The sequence below is a fragment of the Streptosporangium sp. NPDC049078 genome (assembly GCF_040648855.1).
GTDB lineage: Bacteria > Actinomycetota > Actinomycetes > Streptosporangiales > Streptosporangiaceae > Streptosporangium.
This window is the reverse complement of record NZ_JBEZEL010000004.1, coordinates 58,846-72,381: the sequence shown is the minus strand read 5'-3', so window position 1 is coordinate 72,381 and position 13,536 is coordinate 58,846. Positions and strand designations below refer to the sequence as shown.

General features: G+C 71.3%; 7 protein-coding genes. 5 read left to right on the top strand and 2 right to left on the bottom strand.

Annotated features, from left to right (window positions below; genetic code table 11):
• Positions 1-436 precede the first annotated feature (436 nt).
• The 4 genes from AB0B90_RS07450 to AB0B90_RS07435 all read left to right on the top strand — a co-directional run bounded on the left by AB0B90_RS07450 (position 437) and on the right by AB0B90_RS07435 (position 8,391).
• Entirely contained in the window at positions 437-5,920 is a 5,484-nt protein-coding gene (locus AB0B90_RS07450; RefSeq protein WP_350946166.1) for a carboxyl transferase domain-containing protein, read from the top strand.
• 234 nt (positions 5,921-6,154) lie between these two features.
• A complete protein-coding gene (locus AB0B90_RS07445) occupies positions 6,155-6,463 on the top strand; it encodes a hypothetical protein (RefSeq protein ID WP_350946165.1) in 309 nt (102 codons plus the stop codon).
• Positions 6,464-6,468: 5 nt separating this feature from the next.
• Positions 6,469-7,596, top strand: a complete 1,128-nt coding sequence (locus AB0B90_RS07440) for an NlpC/P60 family protein (protein ID WP_362921419.1) — start codon at positions 6,469-6,471, stop codon at positions 7,594-7,596.
• A gap of 174 nt (positions 7,597-7,770) precedes the next feature.
• On the top strand, positions 7,771-8,391 hold the full coding sequence (locus tag AB0B90_RS07435) for an L-threonylcarbamoyladenylate synthase (protein ID WP_350946163.1): 621 nt from the start codon (positions 7,771-7,773) through the stop codon (positions 8,389-8,391).
• Between the two features lie 214 nt (positions 8,392-8,605).
• On the opposite strand, the gene AB0B90_RS07430 is transcribed toward AB0B90_RS07435, so the two are convergent.
• Entirely contained in the window at positions 8,606-10,921 is a 2,316-nt protein-coding gene (locus tag AB0B90_RS07430) for an RICIN domain-containing protein (RefSeq protein ID WP_350946162.1), read from the bottom strand.
• Between the two features lie 403 nt (positions 10,922-11,324).
• Positions 11,325-12,032: a hypothetical protein gene (locus AB0B90_RS07425; protein WP_350946161.1), complete on the bottom strand. Its 708-nt coding sequence runs from the start codon at positions 12,030-12,032 to the stop codon at positions 11,325-11,327.
• Between the two features lie 294 nt (positions 12,033-12,326).
• On the opposite strand from AB0B90_RS07425, the gene AB0B90_RS07420 reads away from it, so the two are divergent.
• Positions 12,327-13,310 (top strand): LacI family DNA-binding transcriptional regulator, encoded by a 984-nt coding sequence (locus AB0B90_RS07420; protein WP_350946378.1) that lies wholly within the window; start codon positions 12,327-12,329, stop codon positions 13,308-13,310.
• Positions 13,311-13,536 lie beyond the last annotated feature (226 nt).

The following is a 13,536-nucleotide window of genomic DNA, read 5'->3' as shown; positions in this document are numbered from 1 at the left end:
ACGACGACCTCGACGGTGGACCTCGCGCGCGACGGTGAGTCACGCGCGAGGCCGCGAGAACCGATCGGCACCTTCCGCTCCGCCCCCGGAGAGGTCGAGGCCCGCAGCGTGCCCGCCTTCCGCGTGGCGATCGGCGGGCACTTTCTCGCCGCCGGCCACACCCGGGCACAGGTCCTCGCCCGCGCCGCCGACCTGCCGTTGAACCGCCCCCGCGAAGAGCACGGCCGTTGGGCCGCGTACCCGGGAAGTCCGAGTCAGGGATCATGTCGGTCGCATGCCACGCCATCCCGGCGGGTACGTTTGTGCGAGCCTCACAACTCCGGTCGCGAAAGACGCTCAGTCCCCGCCATTTCCGGTAGCGGGGGGCGACCGGGAGTATGTACCACGATCGGGGCGGGGACGGCCGCCGTGTTCACCGCTTCGAAAGGTTCGCTCAGTGTTCAGTCGTGTCGCCATCGTCAACCGCGGTGAAGCCGCCATGCGGCTCATCTATGCCGTTCAGGACCTAGCCGCGGAGACGGGAACACGGATCGAGACCGTCGCCCTGTACACCGACTCCGACCGGACGGCCACGTTCGTCCGCGAGGCGGACATCGCCTACGACCTGGGGCCCGCCGCGAACCGGCCCTACCTGGACCACGCCGTCCTCAGAAAGGCCCTGGTCGAGACCGGTGCGGACGCGGCCTGGGTCGGCTGGGGCTTCGTGGCCGAGGACCCGGCGTTCGCCGAGCTGTGCGCCGAGATCGGCGTGACGTTCGTCGGCCCGGGCGCCGAGGCGATGCGCAAACTGGGCGACAAGATCGGCTCGAAGCTGATCGCCGAAGAGGTCGGTGTGCCCGTCGCGCCGTGGAGCCGCGGCCCGGTGGAGACGCTGGAGGAGGCGAAGGCGGCGGCGGAGCGGATCGGCTACCCGTTGATGCTGAAGGCGACCGCGGGCGGTGGCGGCCGCGGCATCCGGATGATCTCCGGCCCCGACGAGCTGACCTTGGCCTACGAGCTGACGCGCCAGGAGGCGGCGCGCGCGTTCGGCAGCGGCGTCGTGTTCCTGGAACGCCTGGTGACGGGCGCCCGGCACGTGGAGGTACAGGTCATCGCGGACGGTCAGGGCACCGCGTGGGCGCTGGGCGTGCGCGACTGCTCCGTGCAGCGGCGCAACCAGAAGATCATCGAGGAGTCCGCCTCCCCGGTCCTCGACGCCACGCAGGTCGCCGAGCTGAAGGCGGCGGCCGAGCGGCTCGTGCTCGCGGTGGACTACAAGGGCGCGGGCACCGTCGAGTTCCTCTACCACCCCGGCGAGCGGCTGTTCGCGTTCCTCGAGGTCAACACGCGTCTGCAGGTCGAGCACCCGATCACCGAGATCACCACCGGCGTCGACCTGGTGAAGGCCCAGCTGCACGTCGCGGCGGGCGGCAGGCTGGAGGGCGAGGCCCCCGAGGAGTGGGGACACGCCGTCGAGGCGCGTCTCAACGCCGAGGACCCCGACCGCGACTTCGCGCCCTCACCCGGCAGGATCGCGCGGCTCGCGCTGCCCAGTGGTCCCGGCGTCCGGGTGGACACCGGGTTCGGCGAGGGCGACACGATCCCCGCCGACTTCGACTCGATGATCGCCAAGATCATCGCACACGGCCGTGACCGCACCGAGGCACTGGCCCGTCTGCGTCGCGCGATGACGCAGACGACCGTCATCATCGAGGGCGGCGTGACGAACAAGGGCTTCGTCCGCATGCTGCTCGACGAGCCCGAGGTGATCGACGGCTCGGCCGACACCGGCTGGATCGACCGCGTGCGCGCCCAGGGCGCCCTCGTGTCACACCGGCACTCCGCGATCGCGCTGATCGCCGCCGCCGTCGAGGCGTACGAGGACGAGGAGACCGTGACGCGGCAGCGATTCCTGGCCGCCGCGCACGGCGGCCGCCCGCAGTCGCAGCACGAGAGCGGCCGCGCGCTGGAACTCAAGCTCCGCGACATCGGCTACCGCGTCCAGGTCGCGCGCACCGGCGGCCACCGGTTCCGCGTCGGCATCTCGGCGGGCGGCCTGCGGCACACGGCCGACGTCGACATCGAGCGCTTCGACGAGCACAGCGGCCAGATCACCGTGAACGGCGTCCGCTTCAAGGTCGTCACGAGCACTCACGGTCCGATCCACCTGGTCGAGGTCGACGGCGTCACGCACCGGATCAGCCGCGACGAGGGCGGCATCGTGCGCTCGCCCGTGCCGGCGCTCGTGGTGGCCACGCCACTGCAGCCGGGCGACGAGGTCGAGGCCGGCGCGCCGCTGCTCGTGGTGGAGAGCATGAAGATGGAGACCGTGCTGCGCGCGCCGTTCCGCGGACGCCTGCGGGAGCTCGCGGTCTCGGTCGGCAGCCAGGTGGAGGCGGGCGCCCGCCTGCTCCGCCTGGAACCGCTGGGCGACGGCACGGCAGGTCCCGTCGCCGAGGTGCGGGAGATCGAGCTGGATCTGCCGCCGGAGCCGGTGGACGTGCCCGCGGCGGAGCGGGCCGCGCGCGGCCTGCAGGACCTGCGCGGCCTCCTGCTGGGGTTCGACATCGACCCGCAGGACGAGAAGCGCCTGCTCACCGGTTACCTCGCCGCGCGCGCCGAACTCGTCGCGAAGGGCGATCACGAGCCGGCCGGTGAGGTCGAGCTGCTGCACCTGTTCGCCGACCTGAGCGAGCTGAGCCGCAACCGGCCCGCCGGCGAGGAGTCCAAGCCCGACTCCTCGGTGCACAGCCCCCGCGAGTACTTCCACACCTACCTGCAGTACCTCGACCCCGACCGGTCCGGGCTGTCGGAGAGCTTCCAGCAGCGGCTCACGCACGTGCTGTCCCGCTACGGCGTCGAAGGCCTGGAGCGCACGCCGCAGCTGGAGGACGCGGTCTTCCGGATCTTCCTCGCCCAGCGGCGCGCCTCCGCCGACGTCGCCGTGGTGACGACCCTGCTGCGCCAGTGGGCCAAGGAGGCCCCGCCCGCCCAGGCCGACCGCGTCGCCGTCGGCGTGGTGCTGGAGCACCTGATCGCCGCCACCCAGATCAGGTTCCCGGCCGTCGCGGACCTGGCGCGCGGCGTGGTGTTCGCCTGGTTCGTCCAGCCGCTGCTGCGCCGCACCCGCGCCAAGGTCTACACGGCCGTACGCAAGCACCTGCGCCACCTCGACCAGCACCCGGACTCGCCCGACCGCGCCGAGCGGATCTCCGCCATGGTCGCCAGCTCCGAGCCGCTCGTCCGGCTGGTCGGCCAGCGGATCGGCCGCGAGGACGTGGACCCCGTGCCGCTGCTCGAGGTGCTGATCCGCCGCTACTACGGCAACCGCGCGCTCAGCGGCATCCGGACGAGCAAGGTGGCGGGCTGCACGTTCGTCGTCGCCGACCACCGCACCACGAGCGGTGCGGGCCGCGTCGTGGCCACCGCGGTCGACTTCCTGGCACTGGCCGAGGCCGTCAAGGCGGTCGACGAGTTCGCCGGCACCGGCGAGCTGGTGGCCGACATCTACCTGACCTGGCCGGACGCTCCCGACGACCCCGAGGAGATGGCCGCGCGCCTGCGCGAGGTCATGGCCGCGCAGCAGCCGTCGCACCGGATCGGCCGCATCGCCGCGACCGTCACGGGCGACAGCGGCGCCGTGATGCACCACCACTTCACCTTCCGGCCGTCCGCGGACGGCTTCGTGGAGGAGCGGCTGCTGCGCGGCCTGCACCCGCGCATCGCCGAGCGCATGCAGCTGGAGCGGTTGCGCGACTTCGACCTCACCCGGCTGCCCGCGCCCGACGAGGAGGTCTACCTCTTCCGGGCCTCGGCACGGCAGAACCCGTCCGACGAGCGGCTCGTCGCCCTGGGGCAGGTCCGCGACCTGACCCCGCTGCGCGACGACGAGGGAGGGCTCGTCGCGCTGCCCGCGGCCGAGAACGTGCTCGCCACCTGCCTCGACGCGATCCGCCGGGCCAAGAAGCCCGGCGCGAAGACCTCCGCCACGAACCGGATCGTCATCTACGTGTGGCCGCCGAACGACCTCTCGCCGGACGACCTGAACACCGTGGCGAAGCGCGTGCTGCCGACGACGGCGGGCGCGGGCCTGGAGGAGGTGCTGTTCCTGGGCAGGCGCCGCGACGGCGTCACCGGCGAGCTCGTCGACATCGCCGTCCGGATCGGCTACGACGTGGGCTCCGGCGTGCGGCTGTCCATCGTGCCGCCGCCGACCGAGCCCGTCGAGCCACTGGACGACTACCGCCAGGAGGTGCTGCGCGCGCACAGCCGCGGCACGCACCACCCGTACGAGCTGACCGACATGCTCGCCGGGCCGTTCGGCTCCTTCACCGAGTACGACCTGGACGAGTACGCGAGGCTGGTGCCGGTGAACCGGCCCAAGGGGCGCAACGGCGCCGCGCTCGTCGCGGGTGTCGTCAGCACACCCACGCCGCGCCACCCGGAGGGCATGACCCGCGTCGTGCTGCTGGGCGACCCGACGAAGGCACTCGGCGCGCTGTCGGAGCCCGAGTGCGCACGGGTGATCGCCGCGCTCGACCTCGCCGAGCGGATGCGGGTGCCGCTGGAGTGGTTCGCGCTCTCCGCGGGCGCCCGGATCTCGATGTCGTCCGGCACCGAGAACATGGACTGGGTGGCGGCCGCGCTGAAGCGGATCGTGACCTTCACCCAGGACGGCGGTGAGATCAACATCGTGGTCGCGGGCATCAACGTCGGCGCCCAGCCGTACTGGAACGCCGAGGCCACGATGCTCATGCACACCAAGGGCATCCTGGTGATGACGCCGGACTCCGCGATGGTGCTGACCGGCAAGCAGTCGCTCGACTTCTCCGGCGGCGTGTCGGCCGAGGACAACCACGGCATCGGCGGCTACGACCGGATCATGGGCCCGAACGGCCAGGCACAGTACTGGGCGCCGGACATCCGCGGCGCGCGGGAGATCCTGATGTCGCACTACGACCACAGCTACGTCGCGCCGGGGGAGAGCGGGCCGCGCAAGGCGATCACCGGCGACCCGGTGGACCGCGACGTGTCGACGTTCCCGCACGCCGTGCCGGACAGCGACTTCACGACGGTGGGTCAGATCTTCTCCGCCGAGTCCAACCCGGACCGCAAGAAGCCGTTCGACATCCGCACGGTCATGCGCGCGCTGTCCGACCAGGACCACCCCGTGCTGGAGCGGTGGGCGGGCATGGCCGACGCCGACACCGCCGCGGTCTGGGACGTCCACCTCGGCGGCCGGCCGGTGTGCCTGCTGGGCATCGAGTCGCGGTCCGTGCCGCGCCGCGGATTCCCGCCCACCGACGGCCCGGACACCTACACCGCGGGCACCCTGTTCCCCCGGTCGTCCAAGAAGACCGCCCGGGCCATCAACGCCGCGAGCGGGAACCGTCCGCTGGTCGTGCTGGCCAACCTGTCGGGGTTCGACGGCTCCCCCGAGTCGATGCGCAAGCTGCAGCTGGAGTACGGCGCGGAGATCGGCCGCGCGGTGGTGAACTTCAAGGGCCCGATCGTGTTCTGCGTGATCTCGCGCTATCACGGTGGCGCCTTCGTGGTGTTCTCCAAGGCGCTCAACCCGAACCTGACCGTGCTCGCGGTCGAGGGCTCGTTCGCCTCGGTGCTCGGCGGCGCCCCGGCCGCCGCGGTGGTCTTCGCGCGAGACGTCGACAAGCGGACCGGCAACGACCCCAGGGTGCTCGCGCTCGCCGCCCGCGTCGCGGAGGCGCCGGCCGCCACCCGGGCCGCGCTCGCCGCCGAGCTGGCCGAGCTGCGCTCGTCGGTGCGGGCCGAGAAGCTGACCGAGGTGGCCACCGAGTTCGACCGCGTGCACAGCATCCAGCGGGCGGTCGACGTCGGCTCGGTGGACGCGATCATCAGCTGCTCCGAGCTGCGGCCCCGGATCATCGAGGCGGTCGAGAAGGGCATCGCCCGACAGGTCTGACCCGCTCCGAAGCCCCGGACGCCCGCGTCTTTTCCGGCGGGTGTCCGGGGCGTTCGCGTCGCGGGGGGCGACCCGAGATGACGGGTGTGCTTCTGTGCTGCGATGATCGTTGTCGGGCGGATAGGATCGCCTCTTGGTGGACATGGCCGGACGGTGGGCAGGCAACCGGCCAACGAGCCAGATCGTCGTCCGGGCAGCCGGTCTCCCGGCGACCGCGGAGGGGAGTCGGCTCCGGTGGGAAGATTCGACCTGAACCGTGAGGCGCTGGCCAAGCTGCGCGTCACGGTGAACACCCAGGGGGGAAGACTCGCCGGCGTCGGCGACGACTTCCCGGCCAAGGGCGGCGCGAGTTCCTCGATCTTCGGGACCCTGGCAGGTGCCCAGGAGCTCGCCGACGCGATCGGCAGGGTCGAAGGGTACGCCGACCGGGAGCTGGGCACGGTGAAGAGCCGCCTTGACGGCGTCGAGCGTGCCCTCGACACCATCGAGGAGAACGTGACCAGGGCCGAGCGGAACACCGGTAACCACCTGCCCGTCCTATGACCGACATGAACGCCGTGGCGGCGCTGCCCGGAGGGCAGGTCCTGGCCGCGCTGGTGAAGAGGACGGACGGGGATCCCGCCGCGATCCGGGCGATCGCCACCCGCTGGCGCGGGGCGGCCGGCTCGTCCGCCGAGCCGTTCACGCTCCTGAAGAAGGCGGTCGACCAGGTGGACACCGCCTGGAAGGGCGCCTCCGCCGACGCCTTCGTGGCGTACATGCGGCGCTACCACAGTGCGGGCGCCTCCCTGCGGGACACGATGGGCGACTGCGCGACCTCCCTGGAGGCCGCCGCCGGCGCCGTCGAGACGGCGAGGACGAACGCCGAGCGTGTCTGCGACGACCTGCTGGCCCGGGTGGCGGAATACCGGCGTCGCAACCCGCACGCCACCCCGGAGCAGCTCGAACCGGGCATCGGCGAGGAGGTCGAGAGGGCGGTGTTCCTTGTGCGGGGACACGTCGGCTCGGCCGAGACCGCGCTGTCCATCGCGCGGCGCGAGATCGACAAGCATCTCGGTGACGCCACGGTGTTCTCCGCCATCCCGGCCGCGGGAGACCAGGGTTTCGTCCCCGGCCCCGGGCGCGTCACCCCGTGGGTGCCGGTGGCGGGGGAGGACGAGCCCCGCACCACCACGCTCGCCGGTACGGAACCCGGCTCGCAGGGCGGCAGCGGTGGCGGTGGACAGGGTGGCGGGGGATCGTCGTCGGGGAACCACGAGGGCGGCTCGGGCGGTGGCGGCGGAGGAGGCGGAGGAGGCCGGGCGATCCCGTTCACGGTGACCGGCGACGGCAGCGGAGCCGACATCGTGGCCGCCGCGAGGAGCCACATCGGCAAGCCCTACGTCTGGGGCGCGGACGGCCCCGACGCGTTCGACTGCAGCGGCCTGGTGCACGTCTCGCTGAACGAGGCGGGAATCAGGATCGGGGACAACACCGCCGCCGGATACCAGGCGAGCGGCAAGCCGATCACCGGTCCGCCGCAGCCGGGCGACATCGTCTTCTTCGGATATCCGGCGAGCCACTGCGGCGTCTACCTGGGCGACGGCATGATGATCGCCGCCCCGAAGCCGGGAGACCACGTCAAGATCCAGTCGGTGGCCGGGGCGCACCCCATCACCTACCGGCGCTTCACCTGAGCGTCCGTACGAGGATCGGGTGAGGACGACCGGCCCGGCCGGGGCGCCGCGGTGCCGCCGGGCCCGACACCGCCTCGGCGGGCGACCGGCCTCGGGCCATTCCTGGAGGCACGCGTGTCATGTCCGGGGGCCCGTGTGTCGTACGGGGCGGTTTCCTGCTTCTAAGCTCGGGGGGTGGCGAAATACTTCGATGTGCATCCGAGCAGTCCCCAGCCCCGGCTCATCGGGCAGGTGGTCGATCTTCTGCGTGCCGACGGGCTGATCGCGTACCCGACGGACTCGGGCTACGCGCTGGGTTGCCGGCTGGGCAACAAGGAGGGCATCGACCGGATCAGAGAGATCCGCGACCTCGGAAGTGACCATCACTTCACCCTGGTCTGCAGGGACTTCGCGCAGTTCGGTCAGTTCGTGCATGTGAGCAACGCGCTGTTCCGCTCGGTCAAGGCGGCGACCCCCGGCGGTTACACGTTCATCCTGCCCGCCACCAAGGAGGTGCCGCGGCGGCTGCTGCACCCCAAGAAGAAGACGGTCGGCGTCCGGATCCCCGATCACGTCGTCGTGCAGGCGCTGCTGGCCGAGCTCGGCGAACCGCTGGTGTCGAGCACGCTGCTGCTGCCCGACGAGACCGAGCCCCTGACACTGGGCTGGGACATCAAGGAGAGGCTCGACCACGCGGTGGACGCCGTCATCGACTCCGGCGAGTGCGGCGCCGTCCCGACAACGGTCGTCGATCTCTCGCAGGACGAGCCCGAGATCCTCCGCCGGGGCACCGGAGACCCGTCCCTCTTCGAGTAGGGATGCCGTGCGTGGCGCGGTCGATCTGTGGGGTGGCGAGTGGCGTTGCAGGACAGCGGTCCACTGCCACGTCAATGGCCGGTGATCTCGGGTGGAGCGGCGATGGGCGGGTGGCCGCGGACGCGGGCACCCGCTCATCGGTCCGTGGCCCGGTCCGCGGTGTCAGGCGGTGCCGGGGCCGGGCCACGGAGGTCGGGTCGGACGGGGCGAAGGGTCAGGGCAGGTAGATGTTCGGCTGCGGCGGGGTGGACATGCCGTCGCCGATGAAGAAGCCCGGGTGCGGCGGCTGGTTGTAGGCGGTGTTCTGCCAGGCCAGGGCGACCCGGTACTGCGGGTCGTGCAGCAGGGTGTGGATCTTGGTGGTGGTCGTGATCGGCGTGCTGTAGATCCGCAGCGCGGTGTTGTTCGAGGTGGGCCAGATGACCTCCTCGCGCCAGTCGCCGAGCAGGTCGCCCGAGAGGGACGGGGTGGACTTGGTGCCGTTGTTGGAGTGCACCCCGGAGGCGGTCAGCAGCCGGGTGTCCCCGCCGGTGCCGTACTTGTCGATGCGGGTGGCGTCCACCAGCTCGCGGACCGGGTCGCCGTCCCACCAGGCGAGGAAGTTGGCCGAGGAGGGGGTGCGGCCGACCGAGGCCCCGGAGGAGTTGTACAGGTTGCCCATGTTGGTTCCCGCGCCCCAGAACTCCGCTCCCGGGCTGCCCGCGTAGATGTCGGCGGCCACGCCGCGGCCGGGACCCTCCACGCCGCCGTTGCCCGGACGCTGCCAGATGACCTGCCCGGTGCGGGCGTCGTGTACGTCGGCCGCGGGCTGGTCACCCGCCTCGTGGATGGTGAACACCTCCAGGCCCGCCCGGCTCGGGATCAGGTCGCCCACGTGCAACGCGTCGCCGTGCCCGAAGCCGGTGCGGTACATGCCGACGCCGTTGTCGTCGATCGTGGCCGAGCCGTAGATGATCTCCTGCCTGCCGTCGGCGTCCACGTCGGCGATGGACAGGCTGTGGTTGCCCTGCCCGGCGTAGCCGCCGTTGCCCGAGGAGTTGGAGTCGAACGTCCAGCGGCGGGTCAGCGAGCCGTTGCGGAAGTCCCAGGCGACGACGACCGATCGGGTGTAGTAGCCGCGCGCCATGATCAGGCTCGGCCGCCGTCCGTCCAGGTAGGCGGTGCCCGCCAGGAACCGGTCCACCCGGTTGCCGTAGTTGTCGCCCCAGGAGGAGACGGTGCCGCGCGGCGGCTCGTAGTTGACGGTCGACATCGCCGCGCCGGTCTGGCCGTTGAACATCGTCAGGTACTCGGGACCGGCCAGGATGTATCCGGAGGAGTTGACGTGGTTGGCGCCGCCGTTGCCGATGGTGGTGCCGCGGCCGTCGACCGTGCCGTCGGCGGTCTTCATCGCCACCTCGGCCCGGCCGTCGCCGTCGTAGTCGTACACCTGGAACTGGGTGTAGTGGGCGCCGGCGCGGATGTTGCGGCCCAGGTTGATCCGCCACAGCCGGGTGCCGTCGAGTTTGATCCCGTCGATGTAGACCGGGCTGGTGGTCCCCGACTGGGAGTTGTCCTTGGCGTCGTTGGGCTCCCACTTGAGCACCAGGTCCAGCCTGCCGTCGCCGTCCAGGTCGCCGGTGCTCGCGTCGCTGGCCGTGTGATTGCCGCTGGGCGGGCTGATCGGCACGTCCAGGTAGCCGTTGCCGAAGCGCAGCGAGGTCTCCGAGTCCGCCTGCTCGGTGCCGCCGACCACGGCGCGCACCGTGTACGAGGCGTCGGCCGCGGCACCCTGGTCCAGGTAGTTGGTGGAGTCGGTGACGCCGGCGATCCGGGTGCCACCCCGGTAGACGTTGAACGTGGTGTCGCGGGACTCGGTGCCCAGCAGGCGCCAGGAGACCAGGTTGCCGTTGCCGGAGCGCACGCTGATCAGGCCGCGGTTCAGCTTCTCCATCTGCTTGGCGTCGCCGGGCACCGGGTCGGTGCCGCCGATCTTCACGAGTTGCCACTGCTGGTTGGCGCCGTTGAGGTCGGTGTACTGGGAGACGCGGCCGCCGTCGGCGGTGGACCATTCCCAGGTTTCGAGGGCTTTGCCGCTGTTGCGGTTGATCAGGCGGATATGGTTGGCGTCGCTGTCGACGACGCGGAACTGCTGGTTGGTGCCGTTGTTGTCGCTCCACTGCACGACGTTGGCGCCGTCGGCGGTGGAGCGGGAGGCGATGTCGATGACCTTGCCGCTGTGGCGGGAGCGCAGCCGGTAGTAGCCGCCGCCGGAGTCGACGAACTGCCACTGCTGCCAGGCGCCGTCGTTGCGGGACCACTGGACGAGGGGGGCGCCGTCGTTGGTGGCGAGGTCGAGGACGTCGATGGCCTTGCCGCTGTGCCGGTTCACCAGGAGATACCAGGCACTGGTGTCGATCGTCGCGGCGGCGGCTGGGCCGGCGGCCACCAGTGACTGGCACAACGCGAGCAGCAGCGCGACGGCTGCCGCGCAGGCGATGCCGGTACGGCGGCGCACGCGTCGCGGGGGAGGGCTGGCGGGTCTGTTCACGGGGGGGTACCTCTCGTTACGGACGATAGGTCCACGAACGCGCGACGGATGCTGATGGCGCCGATGTTTCCGCCGGATGCCTGGAACCTCACAGGCGGGAAGGCGGATGTGTGCCAAGTGTTGGCATCGGCGTCACGGCCGTCAAGAGAGGTGCGAGATTCCCGGAGTCCCTGACGCGCGGCCGGTGTTCCGCACGGCTCTCGCGGTCATCGTCGGCCGGTGGCCACTGCGCGCGTCACCTGCGCGTCACCTGCGCTTCCCCGGCGGCCGGAGCCGCGGGCCGACGTCGTCCTCCCGCTTCGCGGCGGAGTCGGCTCGGTACTGAAAGTTTCAGTGCGGCCCGGCCGGGAGCGTGACTCCTTTGAGCCGTCCCGTCCTGGACGGCTCAAAGGAGTTCGGGCGCTCAGTCGTCGTGGTGGCCCTCCGGGACGCCGTCGGAGGTGATGGCGCCGTCTCCCGGCGTGCTCGTCAGGTAGGTGTGCTGGTGGCCGTTGCCGGCGTCGACGTTGAGCTGGTCGAGCTGGGTGGCCGCGACGGACCACATCGTGACGGCGGTGGAGCGCTGGCGTGCGGCGAGGTCGAGGAGGTCCTTGCGGGACCCCTCGGGGAGCCGCAGGCCGGCCGCGTAGGTGTCGACCGCGGTGACCAGAGCGGTCACCGCGGTGCGGAGTCCGCCGCGCGCCACGTTGGTCCCGGTCGCTCCCGAGGGGGTGGGGGCGTGCTTCTCCGCGGTCTCGCGGAGGATCCGCTGCCATTCCTCGACCCGCTCGCGCGCCGCCGGTGGCGCGTCGGAGTTTCCTTCCACCGGGAGTGCCTCGGCGAGCCCGGCCAGGATCTTGTTCAGGTCGTCGGCGGTCGTGCGCGCCAGGGTGGTCAGCTCGGTGATCTGCTGGACGTCTCGCTTGGACTCCGCCTCTCGCATCTCGGCGATGGCGTTCTGGGTGGCGTCGGGGCGGCCGCTGTTGTAGCCGATCAGGGCTCCGAGGGATCCGGCTATCAGGGTGGTGGCGAGGACGGCGGCGACGTAGCCGGTCGCTTTCGACCGGCGGGTGTCGGTCTGGGATCGGGCCGCCGCCGGCCCGCCCGTCTTTCGAGCCACCTTCTGAGCCACTGACGACTCCTTTCCCTGATCTGCTCGCTCTCCTCCGGGAACCCGGTGGACAGCTGACGCCGAGATTACTGTTTTCCAGGATCTCCGTCCATTTTTGGGCGTATCATCCAGCGCCTTCGCCGCCGAGACGGCGAAAGGCCGGTGAGCGGGGGAGAACATCACCGCCGACGGCGCGTGAACGGTATCGCCCGGAGCGGAGCGAGGCTCGAAGTCCTGTTAGCGTTACCGCATGGGGGTTGAGCTGCTTTGAAGGCGAAATCGAATGACGGCCTGCCACGTTCCAGGCCCGCTGTGCTGGAAGACGTCGCCGCGCTCGCCGGGGTGTCGGCGATGACCGTGTCGCGGACCCTGAACGCGCCCGAGCGGGTGCAGGCGAAAACCCGGGAGCGGGTGCTGGCCGCGGTGCGGGAGCTGGACTACCGGCCCAACACCGCCGCACGTCAGCTCGCCACCGGCCGCTCCGGGGTGCTGGGCGTGGTCAGCATCGACACCACCCTGTACGGTCCGGCCTCGACCCTCTACAGCATCGAACGCGCCGCCAGGCTCAACGACTACTCCGTGAGCATCGCGAGCCTGAGCATGCTCACCCGTCGCTCGATCGAGGAAAGCCTGCGCCAGTTTCAGTCCCAGTCGGTGGACGGCGTCATCATCGTCGCGCCGCACGAGTCGGCGGCCGACGGCCTACGTCACCTGTCGTCGAAGATTCCGGTGGTCGCGGTCGACGCCGGGGCGGGCCTTTCCGTTCCCGTCGTCACGGTGGATCAGCGGGCGGGAGCCGCGCGGGCGACCAGGCACCTGCTCAGCCTCGGCCATGAGACGGTGTGGCATCTGGCGGGCCCGGCGAGCTGGATCGACGCCAACGGCCGGGTCGAGGGCTGGCGCGAGGTGCTGGAGGCCGGGGGGCATCGGGTTCCCGAGGTGTCGCGCGGGGACTGGAGTTCGCGCTCCGGTTACCAGCTCGGCCGGCGTCTGGCGCAGGACCCCGAGGTCACGGCCGTCTTCGTGGGCAACGACCAGATGGCGTTGGGGGTGCTGCGGGCGTTGCGCGAGGCCGGGCGGCGCGTTCCCGAGGACGTCAGCGTGGTGGGTTTCGACGATGTGCCGGAGTCCGCCTATTTCTGGCCTCCGCTCACGACGGTCCGGCAGGATTTCGAAGAGGTCGGCAGTCACGCCTTCCACGTGTTGCTCGACCAGATGGCGGGCAGGTCGAGCCAGGTACGGCGGCTGGTGGAGCCCGAACTCATCGTGAGGGAGAGCACCGGACCCTCACGGGGCTGACGTGCCGCCCGGTCGTCCTCGGCCGGACGCGGTCGGCGCGGGGGCCGCGATCTTTCTGACCGCCGCGATGTCGGGGCGTGTACCGGCGAAAAGACCGGCTCGCTGATCGGGCTGAAACATTTCGGGCGCGACGGCGTCGTCAAATCGCTCACGTCTGAGCTGCGGGTAAGGCGTGCGCGACCTTCACAGGTGACAGGGTCATCTGACTGGTCCCTTGACGAGCCTT

Excerpts from the sequence above, each read along its gene's own strand:
- AB0B90_RS07440 (WP_362921419.1), top strand. The coding sequence starts at position 6,469 with ATGAACGCCGTGGCGGCGCTGCCCGGAGGGCAGGTCCTGGCCGCGCTG.